Source organism: Bradyrhizobium sp. 2TAF36, from assembly GCF_052114925.1.
Lineage (GTDB): Bacteria > Pseudomonadota > Alphaproteobacteria > Rhizobiales > Xanthobacteraceae > Bradyrhizobium > Bradyrhizobium barranii.
The window spans coordinates 24,133-42,115 of sequence record NZ_JBFRFR010000063.1; the positions used below are offsets into that span (position 1 = coordinate 24,133).

The following is a 17,983-nucleotide window of genomic DNA, read 5'->3' on the forward strand; positions in this document are numbered from 1 at the left end:
TGACAATGAAAAAGACTTTGCTCGCTCTCGCCGCGGTTGTGGCGATGACCGGTTCGGCCTCGGCCGCTGACCTGGCTGCCCGTCCCTATGTGAAGGCTCCGATGCCGGCGCCGGTCGCCAATTGGACCGGCTTTTACATTTTCGGCGGTGGCGGTGGCGGCCTCTCGAATGCTGACCAGAGCGTTGTGGATACGGTTTCCGGTACGCCGCTGACGATCACACAGCGCCAGGGCGGCTCGGGCTGGTTCGGCACCGTGGGCGCCGGTTACGACTGGCAGTTCAGCGGCACCTGGGTCGCTGGCGTGTTCGCTGACGGTCAGTTCGGCAGCATCCGCGCCACCATCCAGGATCCGCTCAATCAGATCACGGGCTCCCAGAAGCTCGAGACGTCGTGGGCCGCTGGTGTGCGCCTCGGCTGGCTGGCCGCCCCGAACGTTCTCACCTACGTCAACGGCGGTTACTCGGGCGCCCACTTCGGCCAGACCAACTTCACGGACCTCGCCGGCGTTCCCGTCGGTGCCCACCTCAACAGCTACAACCGCAACGGTTGGTTCATCGGTGGCGGCGTCGAGAATAGCCTGAACTTCTTCGGCATCAGCTCGCCCGGCTGGTTCATGAAGACCGAATATCGTTCGGCCTTCTACAACGCCAAGACCCAGGACGAGCTGTTCGACGTCGGCAACGTTCCGGTCGGCAACAGCATCCGTGCCAACAGCTGGAATCAGACGATCTCGACCTCGCTGGTCTACCGCTTCAACTGGACCGGTCCGGTCGTCGCGAAGTACTGATCTGAACTGAACCAAAATTCAGACGTCAAAGCCCCGGCATCGCCGGGGCTTTTTCGTTTGTCCTGAACGCTCGTGCAACACGAAGTGCGATGGGATCCAGGCAAACGCCTAGCGCTGGAATATGYAAAATGACCTGCACGATCACATTGAATGCCGAATTACGCTCGCCCGGACCTCCGCGGCGGGCTTTGTCGTTTCGGCCGGTAATGAAGGTCGGGGGTGCTTTCGGCCTCGGCTACGTTGCCGGCGGCTGTGGCTGAGCGTTCTTGGAAGCTTCGGCGCGACGGGCGATTTCGACGAAGAGCTTTGGCTGCGTTCGCAGGAGAATACATGAGCACTGACCGACAGAAGCCGCGCCAACCGCGGATTGAGTCAGATCCCCCAGTTCAAGGCATTGCGGAATTGACCGGTTGGCCGCGCTGGATGGCCGACGCGCTTGCATACAGACCACAGAGCCCGGCTCTAGGCGTCGGCTCGCCGGGTGAAACGGCTGCATTGGAGGGCAACGCGACCGGTTCGGTGGGCTTGGCGTCTCTCTAGTGCAAGTCTCAAAAGTCCCTGAAAACACTGGCGATCACGACAATATGGTAGGGGGCGTACCCCCCAAAGGTCAAGTCGAGGCAAGCCCAATTGATGTGACCGTTGTGACAGTGCTGTGACCACAATTTGCCGACGCACGCGGCATGGGGGAAACTTGCAAGCGTCAACCTATCTGATGCCCCCACAAAAAAATCCGTCATTCTTCGCAAGTTTAAGTTGGCGCACATCCCAGCGTGTACTTGTCGGACACAGGAGAGCTCGTGCATGAATCCAAATCTTACTCCTGTTACTTCATACGTGATCGACAACGTGCACCACGCGCACGACGAAGTATGCGAGAGGACGGACCTCGTCGAGCGCGAAGGCGAAATGGATCAGTTCTCAGTTGGTGCGCCTGAAGACATCGCGTTCGATCGACCCAGGATGAACGTGCGAAATGTTGAGGCAGCCCTATCGGTCATGAAAGTCGATCCGGCCAAGGTAAAATGCGTAGCGTCCCAATAAAGCCAATGGCCTGCGTGATACGTTGGGCACGTTTGGTAGCAGAGATAATCGACCGGTTTGAGCAAGTCGACCCTTCCGGGATACTTAGACTGCACACGGGCGAGCATTGCATTGATGGCTGCGCCCGCCGCTACCGCGTTCACCTTTGACATGGGCGAACATGGGGGAGGTGGCACATGAGGCAGCGGCCCTTGAAGTAACCGCGGCCGATTGATCTCGCAGCCGGCAGGAACTTGGGCGCCCACAATCATTACACGCCGAACAGGCGTTAACACGCGTAGCGTCTCAGAAAGGGCCGCTTCGAGCTTGGCGAACGATCCAGCATCGTTCGGCCACATGCCTGGTTGGTCGTAATCGATGCCCGCATCGTCATAGGTTTCCCACCGCTGGATGAATATCAGCGGGCGCGTTTGGGTCTCAAGTTGAGCGATTTGCTCATCGCGACCCCGAAGACAATCCACGCGTCGTCGCGATCTGATGGCTGCTCCTTTGACAATCGGGCATCCGGCAGTGCCAATGTACTGAAGGTTTCCACCTAGGCTCTCGACTAACGGCAACATTGCCGCCACGTACATTTCAGCATGGGAGTCTCCAGCCAAGTCAACAATCGGTAGGCCCGGCGGCCAAACGACTTGATCAGTAGTGGGAGAACTGTCGAGCCTTCCATCCGCCAAAACCGACTCAGGCACCCGCCATGCAAAGCCCTTCAGAATGAATGTTGCGTGAGTCAGAATCGCAAATGCCAGAATAGCCGCGCTGAATTTCATCAATGTCTTCAACGGCGCTCCAGAGGCTGCGCCTCCAGCAACGATGAAGCGACGTTCCACGAAATAGTACATGCTGGTAGCGACGAAAAGCATCGTTACAAGCATGACTATATTGCCTCCAGCAGTGTCGGCCGCCTCACCAAAGATGAAGCGCGAGTAGAAAATGATCGGCCAGTGGCAAAGATAGAGTGAATACGAGATTGTTCCGATGGCGGTTAGCGCCTGAGAGCGTAGAGCGCGAGAAACGAAGGTTGTATCTCCGGTCCAAATCACAGCAGCAGCGCCAAGGCATGGGATCACAACGAGCAATTCTTGCCGTGACGTGTCTGGCTGCAACAAAAGGGCACTGGACAAGATCACAGCGAAGCCAGCCGCCGAAAGCAATTCACGGACCGATTGGCGGCGTGGCGTTTGACCGGCGAAAAGCACCAAGGCGCCACAACCGAACTCGAACATGCGAAACGGCATCAAGAAGAAAACGGCAGAGCTGTCGATGGGGCCAACCCATATCGTGGCCAAGAAGGATGCAAGCGACAACAGGACGATTGCCGATCTTATGCATCCAACGCGCGCCGCGGCGATCAGGAGTGCGGGCCAAATAAGATAGAACTGCTCTTCAAGCGACAGCGACCAACAGTGAAGCAGAGCGAGTTCGTCCGACTTCGCTGCGAAGTAATGGCTTGCTTCTCTCCAATATTGGATGTTTGCGATCGACAGCAGCGCATGCGTGCACTCCTTCGCAATATCGAGAAACAGTAGAGGCGCCGTCCATAACGCGCCCGACAGGTACGTCATAAGCACCGTGAAGATCAGGGCTGGATAGATGCGCCTCGTTCGTCGCAAGTAGAACGCGCTGAAGGAGAAGCGACCGCCAGCGTCGTCCACGAGGATATTGCGAGTGATCAAGTAGCCGGAGATGACGAAAAAGACGTCGACTCCGACGAAGCCGCCCTGAAAGCCCGGTACTTTCAAGTGAAACAGCAGAACGCTCAGGACAGCAATCGCTCGAAGTTGAACGATTTCCCTGCGAAAGCTCGTCCCCTCCGAACCTATCATCTCCAATGAGGCCACCAGAAGCTGCAACGTTTCCAAATATTTCTACTGGATTGCAGTCTATTACCTGAGAGGATTTCAGGGTGTAAACCTCAATTTTGGCTTCAAATAAAGGTAGCCGTCCTACCCGCCGTACAGCGATCTAGACAAACAGCTAGGGCCAATCCCGCTATTGGGGTCTAACTCTAGGGGAAAAAGGCAAAAGACAGATGCACGAGGGAGTGGACAGGGCGCTAGGCCCCGCCCTTTCTTAGGTTCTCGCTTCGCCACAGCGGTTGGAGGTTGCTGAAGTGGCATAGCGCGATCAATTCGCTTGGTGTTCGCGCCGACGAAAGCAGCCTGATATGATCGACTTCCCATTGCCGATACCTCTCCCAACGCATTCCCGTACGAAACTGACCAGCGATATGATCGCGTAATTCGGTATGGTCGCTGCCGACCGCATAAGCGGGGCTGACGCGGCCCCTCAGAGCCATGCCAGTCCGTCTCAGCGTATTGCGGTACATCCTGAACGACGGATCTCTGAAGCCTCTCAGCGCCTCTCACTGGCGTGCCTTCTCATTGGTGACGTTGTCGCGATAGCGCRTGAGAAGCTGCGCAACAGTGATTGTATTGAGAGATCGTACGTCATTGGGGATCAAAGTCCGATCTAACTCGGCTTCGATCTGCCGTGCCCAACGTTGTGCATCAGATTTTGATTGAAACGACTTGGCTTGTTGTGTGTGTCCGTGGCGTCTGACTTGGACCTGCCACTTCCCGTTCCTGAACCGTAGGCTTGCCATTCAAAAAGCTCCTCTCGCGTGACCAGCTTGTGACCGGCCGGTCTGAGGAGCTTTTGAGGAGCTACCACCAACGCTCTAAGAGGTTGGTAGATCGAGAGAAACACTGGCGCACCCGACACGATTCGAACGTGTGACCTTTGCCTTCGGAGAGCAGCGAGCGGCGTAATGTTCGGATATTGAGCCGTGTTTCGAAAACCTGATGCCAATCAAGCCCGCGGAATCCCGCGGGCTTTGTTTGTATGGCGCCTCTGACGTTCGCGCGCTACACCGCAGCAGCCGGTCCAAACCAGGTGGTCAGCGCGTCCTCGGGTCCTCGTTGGCTTTCATCGCCGACCCACGCCACGTGCCCGTCTGGCCGAACCAGCACGGCTTCGGGCGCGGCGACCTGCCCGATGGCGGGGAGCTCCCACGCGCCGTCGTGGCTGGCGTTGACGACCCTGATGCGGTCTGCCCAGGGTGCGATGTCGAACCCGCCGGACTTGCCGAAATTGATCAGCAGGGCCTGCGCTCCGTGCAGCAGCGTGAACAATCTCTGCGGATGGCCCTCGACGATCAGGTCGAGATCGGGCATCCGGCGCCCGAGCAGTTCGTGTCCTTCGCCGAGATCATAGCGGATGTCGAGTCCGCTCATCATCGCGCCAAAACGTTGGCGCGGCTCGTCCATGGCGAGCAGGTCGGACACCACGTCGCGCGCGGCCTTGAGGCCAGCCTCGCCGCGGCGGAGCATGGCGATTTGCGCCAGGGTGTTGCGCAAGACGCGCGCAGCAACGGGATGACGCTCGGCGTGGTAGGTATCGAGCAGGCCGTCGGGCGAAATTCCCCTGACCACCTGCGCCAGCTTCCAGCCGAGATTGACCGCGTCCTGCACGCCGGTGTTGAGGCCTTGCCCGCCGACGGAGTGATGGATATGCGCGGCATCGCCGGCGAGCAGCACGCGCTCCCGGCGATAGGACACGGCCTGCCGCGCCGCATCGGTGAAGCGGGAGATCCAGGCGGGATTTTGGAGCCCGAAGTCGGTGCCGTACACGGCGACGAGCGCATCGCTGAGATCGCGCAGGCCGGGTTCGCCGGTGCGGTCGAGCGTCGCTTCCGTCACGACGACCAGCACGCGACCGCTCTCCGCCTTGCTGAGGCCGTGAAAGCCGATGGCGTCGTGGCGGAGACCCCATACCGGCTCGTCGCGCATCTCGACTTCGGCCATGAGATTGCTGAGCGTCGGATCGGAGCCGACGAAATCGATGCCGGCCTTCTTGCGTACCCGGCTGCGACCGCCGTCGCAGCCGACGAGGTAGCTTGCGCGCAATGTCTTGCCGCCGGCGAGCGCAACGTCGATGCTGGTCGCATCCTGAACGAAGCCGATCACCTCGGAGTTTCGATAGATCGGCACCGCGAGCTCCTCGACCCAGTCGGCCAGGATGCGCTCGATGTGGCTCTGCCGCAGCGCGAGGCCATAAGCGTGCCGGGTGGGGAGATCGCCGATGTCGAGCCTGGTCCAGGCGAAGCCCGCGAGCTGGGTGACTTGCCCCTCGCGCAGGAAGCGCTCCGCGACGCCGCGCTGATCGAGGATCTCGATGGTCCGCGCGTGCAATCCGCCGGCCCGCGTACCGACGAGCTCCTGATCCGGGCGCCGCTCGACCACGGCGACGTCGACATCCGCGAGCGCGAGCTCGGCGGCCAGCATCAAACCGGTCGGGCCGCCGCCGGCGATCAGCACGGCATGGTGACTCGCGCGGCTGGCGCCGGCCCGCTTGGTACGGCCGCGCGGCCGGGACGACGGAAGCAATACAGGCATGTGGACCCCCTCGCGTTGCTGCTTTGGATGCTCATTGGGGCGGGGGTTCTACGGCAGGGCGGGGGACTTGAAGCAAGCCCCTTGCGCACCACATATCAAACTGGGAGGAAGGGCTCCTTCTTCCGCGTTCGCCGTGTTGACACGTCGGGCAAAACACCGGCTGAATGGCATCATCGACCTGAGTTTGGTTCGACCCGCGCGGGAGCTCCCGCCGCGGGTTTTCTTTTGGGCTCTGGCGTTCAGCGAACGCCGGTGGTTCGCCGCATGGTGTCGGGGGGCTCCTCGAACGAAAACGGCTTCCTGATCATTGGCAGGCCCCCGCGCCGCGGTTCGCGCCCCGATAATTGCAGGATCTTCAATTCCGGGCGTAGCTGCTTCGCCAGTTCGGCCAGTTTCTGACCGTCCATGCCCGGCATACTGATGTCCGTGATGAGGATGGAGATGTTCTCGTTCTGCCTGAGCCGATCAAGCGCATCCGGGCCGCTTTGGGCGCTTGTCACCTCGCAGCCGAGATCTTCCAGCATGCCCACGATGACGTCGAGGACGCCGGGATCGTCGTCAACAACCAGTACAGTATGGCTCATCGCGCGCACGGTCCTTTGACCGAAGGAATAAACGCGCCGCTCTTCGGCTAAGTTCCGGCACGGTGTGGTCGAACGAGGGATGTTTGACATGTCGAAACACTGGCAAATGACATCATCGAGACGAGTTTGGTCACCCGCGCTGGAAGCACCCGCCGCGGGTTTTTCGTCTCGATTTTGAGATCAGACGGTGGCCGCGCATCCGGCCACGCACTCGCTAGACCACGTTCAAGGAACGCCGACCGGCGCGGCGCCGGGTCCGTTGCTCGCGCCGCTGCGGTCTCGGGGCTCACGGACATAGGGTTCGCGCCCGAGACGATCGCGCTTGGTCACGCGATCTGCCGCTTTCTTCCTTTTAGTGGAGAGACGATGACCGCCTAACTGATATCGCTCGCACTCGCGGGCTTGGTTGCAATCGTGTTGTGGGAGACATTTTCTTGAAAGATGAGATCGAAGGCGAGCTCGCGAGCGAGCCGGCCCGCCCGCCCGCGCGACGGAAGACGTCTAAGGCGCGGATGCTGACCGAGACTGATTGTATCCTTCTACTTCGCCAAGTGTCGTTTCGAGAACGTTGCAAGGATCATCAACCAGATGATGAAATCAGGGCGATCGTGGCTGAGACACTTGCCGAGCAACACAGGCTGCAACAGGAGAGCATCGATGCCTTCGTACTGAAGGCCGTCGCATCGGTGCTAACTTCCTTCGGAATCGAACACGACGACCGGAAGGAGCTAAGGGCTGATCTCCAACACGTGCGGAGGTGGCGAAAGAGCGTGGAGCAGGCGCAGAGCTACACCTTCAAGGCCGTTATCACGGTGATCGCGACCGGACTGATGGGGGCCGTTTTGCTAGGCGTTAGGGTCGTGCTGGGCAAGTGAGCTCCCACGGTGCCGACATCTCTGCACTTGCACGCACGCTATTTCCCGCAAACGGGCCGTACAAAATTCGTATCGTTGATGCATCCGATGACGACCTCGTCGATACGTTGGCTGATCTGCATCGGTCGACGCTCTTCGACGCGGCGGCCATGCCGCAATTCGAGTTGGGAGCGTGGTGGCATGGCGATGAGGCGGTCGCATTTGCCGGCGTCATACCGTCGACGCACATTCGAAACGGCGCTACTTCTCAGGGTCGGCGTGCTGCGACGGCATTCGGAGCGGGGACTTCAGGGGGCTGCGTATCGAAAGGGATGCCATTCTCTTGAATACGACGGACAACTTCATCCAGGCGGGCTATCGGCTCTTCGAGCCAGAGGACCCGAGGCCTCGGCGCACACGCTCTATTGGCGGAAGTGGCTTCGCTGAGCGGGGTTTCCCGTAATGCGGAACGAGTTTTTCTCGGTGCAGGATGGCCAATGCGAGACACAGCGTAGCTCGCACTCCCAAAATGTTCGGGCCCGACGGCTTGATGGCTGCCGGGCTCTTTTTGCGTATTGAAGCGATGCGGGTGAAGCACTTGCGAAGTTGGCGGCGCCGGGCTTTAAGTTTGCTCTTGCAAGAAATTCGGCAACCATAAGCCGATGTAAGGGAGCGCCGTCGATGCCCACCAAGCCTCAATTACCGGAACGTTCGTCGCGGGCGACGGGCGCGCCTACCGCGCTCGACGGTCTGTTGGTCGTCGATTTTACGCGGGTCGTGGCGGGGCCGGCCTGCACGCAGACGCTTGCCGATTTCGGTGCACGCGTCATCAAGATCGAGAATCCGGATGGTGGCGACGATACGCGCGCCTACGAGCACGCCGAAATCGGCGGCGAAAGCGCCGCTTATCTGAGCCTGAACCGCAACAAGCGCGGTATCGCGCTCGACCTGACCGTGCCGCAGGCTCGCGAGATCGCATTGGACCTGATCCGGAAGGCGGATGTGGTCGTGGAGAATTTTTCAAGTGGAGTCATGAAGAAATTCGGCCTCGACTACGAGGCGGTCGCGCCGCTCAACCCGCGGCTCGTCTATTGCTCGATCTCRGCTTACGGACGCTCAGGACCATTTGCCGCGCGGCCCGGCTTCGATCCCATCACGCAGGCGGAAAGCGGCTTCATGTCCCTCAATGGGTTTGCCGATGGGCCTGCGGTTCGTACCGGCCCCCCGATCGTGGACATGGCGACGGGGATGTCCGCCTGCAACGCCATCCTGCTGGCGCTTTTGGCGCGCGATCGGCTCGGCCGTGGGCAGCATGTCGAGGTCGCCCTGTTCGACGTCGCCATGGGCATGACCGGCTTCTACGGCATGGCCTATCTGATCAACGGCGAAAACCCTGGCCGGTTCGGTAATTCGCCGAACGGGTCCCCCACGGTCGGTGTCTATGAAGCTTCCGATGGGCCGCTTTACCTGGCCTGCGCCAATGACCGGCTCTATCGTCGGCTGGTGGTCGAGGTGCTGAACCGCCCCGATTTGATCACTGATCCGCAGTTCGCGTCGCGCAAGGCGCGCTCTGAGAACAAGGAGCTCCTGCGGGCAGCCATTGCAGAGGTCTTCGCGAGCGATACCCTCGAGAACTGGATGGCAAAGATGAAGCTGGCCAATATCCCGGTCGGCTATCTCCGAACGGTCGAGGAGGGGTTCAATGCGCCCGAGGCCCGCGAGCGTCATCGCCTGAACAGGATTCCGCACCGTACCGCGGAGTGGGTCCCTAATATCGAACCTCCGATCAATATGAGCCTGACGGGAGCAATTGATCCCGTCGCTGCTCCCTTGTTAGGCGAGCATACCGAAGACGTCCTGCGTGATACGCTCGGTTACGACGAGCGCCGGATTTCGGAGTTCACTCAGAAGGGCGTCTTTGGATCAGGCAAGCCATCGACCTCAGGCTAAGCTTGAGCGGTCAGCTCCGTGGAGCCAGGCATCGCAAAGCTTGCGGAAAGCTGCTTTGAGAACACGGTGTACGCGACATCGCATTCCTGCGAACAGCTGGGGTGTAGGGGCGACCACGCAACGTTAACCCTGCCCAGCTTGATTCGGCGAAGTTCCCGCCGCATAACTATGTGAAAGCGAGGGACACGAATGGCGCCTGGTCAAGAGCCGAGCATGGGCCAGCCGACGGGGCAGGAAGCCGGCGAACGCGCCTATGCGGCAATGATCGCGAGGACCCGGGCGCTCGTGCCGCGGCTGCGAGAGCGGGCTGCCCGTACGGAGGAACTGCGGCATCTTCCGACGGAAACCGAGAAGGATCTCCACGACGCCGGCCTGTTCCGCATGCTGCAGCCGAAGCGCATCGGCGGTGCCGAGCTTGACTATGTCGCTCTTGTCGACTGCGCCGAACTGCTGGGAATGGCGGATGCGTCAGTGGCGTGGAATCTCGCTAACCTGGCGAGCCACCATTGGATGCTCGGCATGTTCGAGCAGAAGGCGCAGGATCTGGTCTGGCGCCGTGATCCCGACGCGCTGATTGCGTCCTCGTTCATTTTTCCAGCTGGTCGTGCCACGAGGGTCGAGGGCGGTTACAGGTTGCACGGCAGCTGGCCGTTCTCCTCGGGCGTTGCCTCCTGCGAATGGAACATGCTTGCAAGCGTTGTCTATTCTGACGACGAAGCGGACGGCATCGAGTACCGAATCTTCCTGTTGCCGAAAGTCGACTACAAGGTGCTCGACACCTGGAATGTTACGGGACTGCGCGGTACCGGCTCCTGCGACGTCGAAGTCAGGGACACTTTCGTGGCCGACTATATGACGGTCGCGGTCGGTGATCTTGCCGGCGGCCCGACGCCGGGAAGCAAGGTCAATCCCAATCCGCTGTATTCGCTACCTGTGTTCTCGCTTTTTCCTTACGTCCTCTCTGGCGTCGCGCTGGGGAACGCTCAAGTATGTCTCGACGATTATGCGGAGGTCGCGCGTCATCGCATCTCGACCTACAACCGTGCCAAGCTCAGCGACTTTCAAAGCACGCAGATCAAGATCGCGGAAGCCTCGGCCAAGATCGACGCTGCGCGCCTGATCATGCGTTCGGCCTGCGTCAATGCAATGGAAGATGCGAGGCGCGATCGTATTCCTGATATGGCGACCAAGACCAGATATCGTCGCGATGGAGCATTTTCGGTGAATCTGTGCACCGACGCAGTTTCGATGCTGTTTGCGGCGAGCGGAGCGCGCGGTCTGTTCACGACGGGCGTGTTGCAGCGGCAGTTCCGCGATGCGCACGCGATCAACTCGCATCTTGCGTTCAACTTCGATGCGGCCGGAACCAATTACGGACGGGTGGCTCTGGGCCTGCCGTCCGAGAATCTCACGCTGTGAGGCCGGCCGATGAATGACCTGCCGAAGCAGCCGGCCATTTCCGATCCAGCCAATGAACTCGCCAGCGACAGTTCGCCGATCGATCCTCGCGATTTTCGCAACGCGCTTGGCACATACGGAACGGGCGTAACGATCATCACGGCCATGGCCGCTGATGGAAAGCCCTATGGCATCACCTGCAATTCGTTCGCGTCAGTCTCGCTGAATCCCCCTCTGGTCCTGTGGAGCCTCGGATTCTATTCCTCAAGCCTCCCCGTGTTTCAGAACGCCAGCCATTTCGCCGTTCACATACTCGGCACGTCGCAGCAGGCGCTTGCAAACAAATTTGCAAAATCGTCCGAGGACAAGTTCGCCGGGGTCGACTGGACCCCGGGCCTCGGGAACGCGCCGGTGCTTGCCGAGAGTGTAGCCAACTTTCAATGCCGATCGGTCAATCGCTATTATGGCGGTGACCACGTGATCTTTCTCGGCGCGGTCGAGGCCTATGCCTACAGTGCCAAGGAGCCCCTGCTGTTTGCGCGCGGGGGGTATGGCCGGTTCCTAGCTGATGATGAACGCAAGAAGTTGCCATAAGGCGATTCAAGGACGCGCGTCGGCTCAGCGGTCTGTGGCCGAGAGCTTGTAGATTTCCAAAGCGTCCGCGTCGGCGCCGCGTGCAGCCTTGGCCAGCCTGAATATCTGTCCCGCGAGGGTCGCCATCGGCACCGGCGTTGACGTCGCCTGGGCGACATCGGCGACCGTGTCGAGATCCTTGAGCATTGTCGCGATATGGCCAAGCGGCGGCGAGTGGATGCCCTGGACCATGCGCGGCACGAAGAGTTGAAGCGGGATGGAATCCGCAAAGCCGCCGGCGAGCGCCTCGGGCAGCCGGCTTGCGTCAATTCCTGCGTTCGAGGCAAGGCGCGTTGCTTCCGCCAGAACGGCCATCGCGCATCCGACGATCACCTGGTTGCAGAGTTTTGTGGTTTGGCCAGCCCCGATCGGGCCCATGTGGGTGAACCTGCGTGCTATGTGCAGCACGTAGGGCCGTGYCCGCTCGATGTCAGCAGCTTCTCCGCCGGCCATGATGGCGAGCGTGCCTTCCTCTGCGCCCTTGGTGCCGCCGGACACCGGCGCATCTATCCAGCCTGCGCCATTCGCGTCTTTCAGCCGCGCTGCAAGATCGCGCGCGGCGTCGGGATGGATTGACGAGAAGTCAACGACGAGCTTGCCTGCGCCGGAAGCCGCTGCAAGACCGTCGGGGCCGAAAATCACGTCTTCGACGGCGGCGGCATCGGTTACGCACATGAAGACGATATCCGCGTTCGCCAACATGTCGCGGGGCGTGGCTGCGCGCCTGGCGCCGGCCGCGACGAGCGGAGCGACCTTGCCCTCCGAACGATTCCAGACAGCGACCTGATGGCCGGCTTTGAGCAAGCGCCGGGTCATCGGCGTTCCCATCAGTCCAAGGCCGAGATAGCCGAGCCTCTCGACGCCCTGCGGGTTTGTCTTGCTCGCATCAGCCATAGGTTGCCTCCTTCTGTCGCAGCGCAAACGCCGCCTTACCATACATTGCGGGTCGGACAGCGAAACCGTCCGGCTCGCATGGCTTGCCTGATTGTTTGAACCATGAAACATTTGAGTGGTCGGGTTGGGCGGCGCCGGTCGGCGCCGGAGCAGCGGAGTGGGCACGATGCGAACCGTTTCGAAGTGGATCCTGGCTTTGGGAGCGGCCGCGGCTGCGAGCGCGGGGGCAGGCCCGTCATGGGCACAGCAGACCATTCGCGTCGGCTGGACCATTCCGGCCGAGGAATCCAAGTACTGGATGATGCGCAGGCCGGCTGAGTTTCCCAATATCGGCAAGGCCTACAACATCGAATGGACCCAATTTCAGGGCACCGCGCCGATGACGCAGGCATTGGCGGCCGGCGCGCTGGACTGCGCGACGCAAGCGCCGCTGTCGCTCGCCAACGGTGTGGTTGGCGGCAATCTCAAGGCCTACATCGTGGCGCAGCACGTCTTCGAGAAGCCCGGCGGTTTCTCGGTCTATTGGGCGGTGATGGATGACTCGCCGATCAAGACGATCGCCGATCTCAAAGGCAAGACGGTCGGCATTTCCGTGATCGGCGGCGGCACGCAAGGCCCCTTCAACCTGTTGCTCAAGCAGAATGGTGTCGATCCGGCGAAGGACATCAAGCTGGTCGAGGTCGGATTTGCCGTCTCCGAAGATGCTCTGCGTCAGGGCCGCGTCGACGCAGTCAACATGAACCAGCCGTTTGCCGCACGTGCGGAGGCGAAGGGGGGCACAAGAAAGCTGTTCTCGTTGTCGCAGGCGATGCCGAACATCGTGCACATCCTGGAAGCCTGCCGCGCTGATTTCGTCGACAAGAACCCCGACTTGGTGAAGGCCTACGTGCGTGACATTACCTCAGGTATGAAGAAAGCGCTGGCCAACCGCGAAGAGACGCTAAAGGTCGTGAATGAGGTTCTGAAGGCGCCTATTCCGGTGCTTGAGACCTATCTGCTCAAGGACAACGATTTCGGCCGCGATCCGGGTGCGGCGCCGAACTTCCCCGCGATCCAGAAGATGCTGGACATCTACGCGGAGACCGGAATGCTGCCGAAGCTGGATGCCATGCAGTTCAAGCACGCGACGATCGTCGCGCCGCTGGAATAGGCGACGGGCGAATTGTCCCAACAAGGGGCGCGGCGTCCCGGATCATCCCGGACGTTGCATGAAAAAGATGCGCGCATGAAGAAGTTGCGATCACGGGTCACGACTGACGGCCTCGACCGGGCCCCACACCGCGCTTTCATGCGCGCAATGGGGCTCGACGACGCAGCGATCGCCAAGCCGATGGTGGGCGTCGTCAGCATGAAGGGCGAGCAGACGCCCTGCAATATGACCCACGACTTCCAAGTGGCCGCGGCAAAGACGGGAATCGAGGAGGCGGGTGGCACGCCGCGCGAATTCTCCACCGTGTCGGTCTCCGACGGCATCAGCATGAATCACGAGGGAATGAAGTTTTCTCTCTTTTCGCGCGAGCTGATTGCCGATTCGATCGAAGCCGTCGTTCATGGTCTCGCCTATGACGCGCTGATCGGGTACGGCGGATGCGACAAGACACTTCCCGGCGTGATGATGGGCATGGTTCGTTGCAACGTACCGTCCATTTTCATCTACGGCGGCAGCTCGCTGCCGGGCCGGGTGGACGGGCGGACGCTCACGGTGCTCGACTCCTATGAAGCTGTCGGCAGCTTCATGACCGGAGAGATCGACGGCGCCACGCTCGAACGGATCGAGCGCGCCTGCCTGCCGACCATTGGCGCGTGCGCGGGCCAGTTTACCGCGAACACGATGGGGATGGTGTCGGAGGCGATGGGGCTGACCATTCCCAACGTCTCGATGGTGCCCGGTGTCTATGCCGAACGTGCACAGATCTCGCGCCGCGCCGGGCGGCTGGTGATGGAGATGCTGGAACGTGGCGGCCCGCTGCCGCGCGACCTCGTGACTCGGAAATCCCTCGAGAACGGTGCGGCGATTGTTGCCGCCACGGGCGGCTCGACCAACGCTGCGCTGCATCTGCCGGCGATCGCGAATGAGGCCGGGATCGCATTCACGATCGATGACGTCGGCAAGGTCTTTGCCAGGACGCCGCTGATTGGAAACTTGCGGCCGGGCGGCAAGTACACTGCGAAGGATGTCTACGACATCGGCGGCGCGGCCGTCGTGATCCGCGAGTTGATCCAGAGTGGGCACATCGATGGGAGCTGCTTGTCCGTCACGGGGCGCACGCTCGCCGAAGAATATGGCGCGGCCAACGCTCCCGATGGTGAAGTCGTTTACGCGTCTCGTGCGCCGATCATGCCTGATGGTGGCGTGGCGGTTCTGAAGGGCAATCTCTGTCCAGACGGTGCGGTGATCAAGGTCGCAGGTTTAAAGAGTCAGCACTTCGAGGGCGTTGCGCGCGTCTTCGAAGATGAGGAGGCGTGTGTCAAAGCGGTCCGTGACCGCGCCTACACGGCGGGCGAGGTGCTGGTGATCCGCAATGAAGGGCCAGTCGGCGGCCCGGGCATGCGTGAGATGCTCGGCGTTACCGCGCTGATCTACGGCCAGGGTATGGGCGAGAAAGTGGCCCTGATCACCGATGGACGGTTCTCCGGCGCTACTCGCGGCATGTGCATCGGCTACGTGTCCCCCGAAGCGTTTGTCGGCGGTCCGTTGGCGCTTGTTCGCGACGGCGACAGGATCCGGATCGATGCCGCAAACCGGCGGATGGATATGCTGGTCGACGACCAGGAACTCACGGCGCGCCGACGCGATTGGAAGCCGAGGCCGCCCCGTCACCGTGCAGGTGCGCTCGCAAAGTATGCGCGGCTGGTCGGACAGGCGCCGGGCGGGGCCGTCACACATGAGGGCCCTGCAGAATGGCCTTGGTTCGAATGATGCGCCGCTTCCGTGCGAGAATGACCGCCTGTCTGGCAAGTTTCTTGCTAAGCTCGATCGGCTGATGGAGGACATCAACGGATCGGTTGCGTGACGTTCGCGCGTGAGTCAAGCGAGAGACGGGATGAGGGTAGTGCCTTCGAGATCGAGCGAATGGGTGAATCCGGTGACGTCACAAAGGCCGGCTTCTGCGATCATCGAGATCGACCGCGTCTCCCAGGTTTTCCAGACCTCGGCGCGCAAGGATCATTTGGCGCTATCGGACATCTCGCTGACGATCGGGGAAGGAGCCTTCGTTTCCATCCTTGGTCCGTCCGGCTGCGGCAAGTCGACACTTCTTTATATCGTCGGCGGCTTCGTCAACCCGACCAGCGGCGTGGCGAGGATGAAGGGACAGACGATCACGGGGCCGGGTCCGGATCGCGGACCAGTGTTTCAAGAGTTCGCTCTGTTTCCCTGGAAGACCGTGTTGGGCAATGTGATGTATGGCCCGCGCCAGCAAGGTGTGCCTGCCACCGAGGCCGGAGCACAGAGCCGGGCCTTGATCGAGATGGTCGGCCTCAAAGGCTATGAGAACTTTTATCCCAAGGAGCTCTCGGGTGGAATGAAGCAGCGCGTCGCGCTGGCCCGGACATTGGCTTACCACCCTGAAGTTCTGCTGATGGACGAGCCGTTCGGCGCGCTCGACGCGCACACCCGTACACGCCTCCAGAATGATCTCCTGAACATCTGGGAGCGTGACCGCAAGACGGTGCTGTTCGTGACCCATTCGGTCGACGAGGCCGTCTTCCTGTCGGACAAGGTCGTGATGATGTCGAAATCTCCCGGCCGCATTCGGCAGGTGATCGACATCGATCTGCCTCGGCCGCGTCGCCGCAACGAGCTGTTGCTCGATCCGCGCTACCAGAAATACGTCGTCGACATCGAGCGCATGTTCGACGAGGTTGACGAAACCGGATCGCCGTCATGACATCGCTGGCTGCAGCCTCCAGACGTGCCGCCCCGGTGTTCGCTTGCATCGGGCTGCTGGCGGTGTGGCAGGTCGCGTCGCTCGCGCTGAAGAACGACAGCTTTCCGACGGCGATCGAGGCGATCCGCGCGATCCCGGACATCCTTGGCGACAAGGAGTCGCTGATCAACATCCTGGCCTCGCTTCGCCGCATGGCGATCGGATTCGGCGTAGCCGTGCTGGTTTCGATCCCGCTGGGTCTGTTGATGGGGCGTAGCCGCGCCGTCGCGGCCTTCTTCAACCCGCTTCTAATGGTGATCTATCCGGTGCCGAAAGCGGCGCTGATGCCGATCATCATGCTTTGGCTGGGCGTCGGCGACATCACGAAGACGCTGGTGATCTTCCTCGGCGTCAGCCTCCCCGTGATCTATCACAGCTTTGAGGGCGCCCAGGCCGTCGAAGAGAAGATGCTGTGGTCGGGCGCCGCGATGGGACTTTCGCCGCTGCAACGGCTGGTGCGGATCGTGCTGCCGGCGGCGCTGCCGGAGATCCTGACCGGATGTCGCACCGGTCTCGTGCTGGCGCTGATCACGATGATCACCAGCGAGATGATCGCCCGCCAGTCCGGCGCCGGCAACATTCTGTTCAATGCGCTGGACATGGGCCAATACGACACCGTCTTCGCGATGATCATCATCGTGGGGGCGATGGGAATTTGCCTCGATGCGATTTTCGAGCGGGTCCGCGCACGGCTGGTGCGCTGGTCCGAGCCTCAGTTCGACATGCCGCTGAGCTTCTCATGACATCGCGTCTTCCCTCAGCAAACGTCGTTCTCGGGCTCGCGCCAATCGCGCTGGTGATCGCGGTTTGGCAAGGCCTCGTATCGTTCGGCTTTGCGCCTGCGGTCTTGCTGCCGCCCCCGGGATACGTCTTCAGCAGGTTGCTCCAGCAACTCGTGACGTGGACGTTTCAGCAGGAGATCGCGGCGACCCTGATCCGGCTGTTTGCCGGCTTTGCGATTGCGGTCGTGCTCGGTGTAAGTATCGGCATCGCCGCGGCCGCCAATCAAGCGATCAATGCCGTAGTTCGGCCAATCGTGCGCGTATTGGCGCCGTTGCCTAAAGTCGCACTCTATCCGGCGCTGTTGCTTCTGCTCGGCTTCGGCCACGGATCGAAGATCACGCTGGTGGCGGCGGACGCACTCTTTCCCATTCTGCTGTCCACTTATTACGGCGCATCAGCCGTCGAGCAGAAGCTGATCTGGTCGGCGATGGCAGCGGGAACGCCGCGCTATGAAATCTTGTTCAAGGTGGTCTTGCCGGCAGCGATGCCCTCGATCCTGACCGGCTGCCGGATCGGCCTTGTCATTTCCTGCATCGTGGTGTTTCTGGCCGAGATGATCACGTCGACGGACGGGTTGGGGCACGTGCTGGTGACGGCGGCCCGAACTTTTCAGGCCGTCGACATGTTCGTACCGCTGATCACGATTTCGCTGCTGGGGTTGATCCTGAACGGCTTGCTGGGTGCCCTGCGATCGTATCTCTTGCGGGGCTTCCCCGAAGCGTGATCTGACTG

Annotated in this window: 14 protein-coding genes; 10 read left to right on the plus strand and 4 right to left on the minus strand. The window is 61.2% G+C overall.

Annotation, left to right across the window (positions count from 1 at the left end; translation table 11 throughout):
* Positions 1-5: 5 nt before the first annotated feature.
* Positions 6-788 carry an outer membrane protein gene (locus tag AB4Z51_RS31325; protein ID WP_071911808.1) on the plus strand — a complete coding sequence of 261 codons (783 nt, stop codon included), beginning with the start codon at positions 6-8 and terminating at the stop codon, positions 786-788.
* A 914-nt stretch (positions 789-1,702) separates the two neighbouring features.
* On the opposite strand, the gene AB4Z51_RS31330 is transcribed toward AB4Z51_RS31325, so the two are convergent.
* The 3 genes from AB4Z51_RS31330 to AB4Z51_RS31340 form a co-directional block, all read right to left on the minus strand.
* A complete protein-coding gene (locus AB4Z51_RS31330; RefSeq protein ID WP_135215129.1) occupies positions 1,703-3,691 on the minus strand; it encodes an acyltransferase family protein in 1,989 nt (662 codons plus the stop codon).
* Positions 3,692-4,696: 1,005 nt separating this feature from the next.
* Positions 4,697-6,226, minus strand: a complete 1,530-nt coding sequence (locus tag AB4Z51_RS31335; RefSeq protein WP_441498688.1) for an FAD-dependent monooxygenase — start codon at positions 6,224-6,226, stop codon at positions 4,697-4,699.
* Positions 6,227-6,465: 239 nt separating this feature from the next.
* Positions 6,466-6,810 carry a response regulator gene (locus tag AB4Z51_RS31340; RefSeq protein ID WP_135215179.1) on the minus strand — a complete coding sequence of 115 codons (345 nt, stop codon included), beginning with the start codon at positions 6,808-6,810 and terminating at the stop codon, positions 6,466-6,468.
* 551 nt (positions 6,811-7,361) lie between these two features.
* On the opposite strand from AB4Z51_RS31340, the gene AB4Z51_RS31345 reads away from it, so the two are divergent.
* From AB4Z51_RS31345 to AB4Z51_RS31360, 4 genes are all read left to right on the plus strand, one after another.
* On the plus strand, positions 7,362-7,685 hold the full coding sequence (locus AB4Z51_RS31345) for a hypothetical protein (protein WP_135215178.1): 324 nt from the start codon (positions 7,362-7,364) through the stop codon (positions 7,683-7,685).
* 660 nt (positions 7,686-8,345) lie between these two features.
* Positions 8,346-9,614, plus strand: a complete 1,269-nt coding sequence (locus AB4Z51_RS31350) for a CaiB/BaiF CoA transferase family protein (protein ID WP_167768092.1) — start codon at positions 8,346-8,348, stop codon at positions 9,612-9,614.
* A 189-nt stretch (positions 9,615-9,803) separates the two neighbouring features.
* Positions 9,804-11,033 (plus strand): acyl-CoA dehydrogenase family protein, encoded by a 1,230-nt coding sequence (locus AB4Z51_RS31355; protein ID WP_135215125.1) that lies wholly within the window; start codon positions 9,804-9,806, stop codon positions 11,031-11,033.
* Between the two features lie 9 nt (positions 11,034-11,042).
* Positions 11,043-11,606 (plus strand): flavin reductase family protein, encoded by a 564-nt coding sequence (locus AB4Z51_RS31360; protein ID WP_354123894.1) that lies wholly within the window; start codon positions 11,043-11,045, stop codon positions 11,604-11,606.
* A 24-nt stretch (positions 11,607-11,630) separates the two neighbouring features.
* Here AB4Z51_RS31360 and AB4Z51_RS31365 read toward each other — a convergent pair whose 3' ends face one another.
* Positions 11,631-12,539 (minus strand): NAD(P)-dependent oxidoreductase, encoded by a 909-nt coding sequence (locus AB4Z51_RS31365; RefSeq protein ID WP_441498689.1) that lies wholly within the window; start codon positions 12,537-12,539, stop codon positions 11,631-11,633.
* A gap of 166 nt (positions 12,540-12,705) precedes the next feature.
* Here AB4Z51_RS31365 and AB4Z51_RS31370 point away from each other — a divergent pair, with 166 nt between their 5' ends.
* The 5 genes from AB4Z51_RS31370 to AB4Z51_RS31390 all read left to right on the plus strand — a co-directional run bounded on the left by AB4Z51_RS31370 (position 12,706) and on the right by AB4Z51_RS31390 (position 17,975).
* Positions 12,706-13,689, plus strand: a complete 984-nt coding sequence (locus tag AB4Z51_RS31370; RefSeq protein WP_038958560.1) for an ABC transporter substrate-binding protein — start codon at positions 12,706-12,708, stop codon at positions 13,687-13,689.
* A 75-nt stretch (positions 13,690-13,764) separates the two neighbouring features.
* Positions 13,765-15,459, plus strand: a complete 1,695-nt coding sequence (ilvD, locus tag AB4Z51_RS31375) for a dihydroxy-acid dehydratase (RefSeq protein ID WP_166100142.1) — start codon at positions 13,765-13,767, stop codon at positions 15,457-15,459.
* Between the two features lie 124 nt (positions 15,460-15,583).
* Positions 15,584-16,429 carry an ABC transporter ATP-binding protein gene (locus AB4Z51_RS31380; protein WP_441498690.1) on the plus strand — a complete coding sequence of 282 codons (846 nt, stop codon included), beginning with the start codon at positions 15,584-15,586 and terminating at the stop codon, positions 16,427-16,429.
* Positions 16,426-17,211, plus strand: coding sequence for an ABC transporter permease (locus AB4Z51_RS31385; RefSeq protein WP_135215119.1), 786 nt, complete (start codon positions 16,426-16,428; stop codon positions 17,209-17,211). Before AB4Z51_RS31380 ends, AB4Z51_RS31385 begins: the two co-directional genes overlap by 4 nt.
* Positions 17,208-17,975: an ABC transporter permease gene (locus AB4Z51_RS31390; RefSeq protein ID WP_135215118.1), complete on the plus strand. Its 768-nt coding sequence runs from the start codon at positions 17,208-17,210 to the stop codon at positions 17,973-17,975. The genes AB4Z51_RS31385 and AB4Z51_RS31390 overlap by 4 nt, the downstream gene beginning before the upstream one ends.
* Positions 17,976-17,983 lie beyond the last annotated feature (8 nt).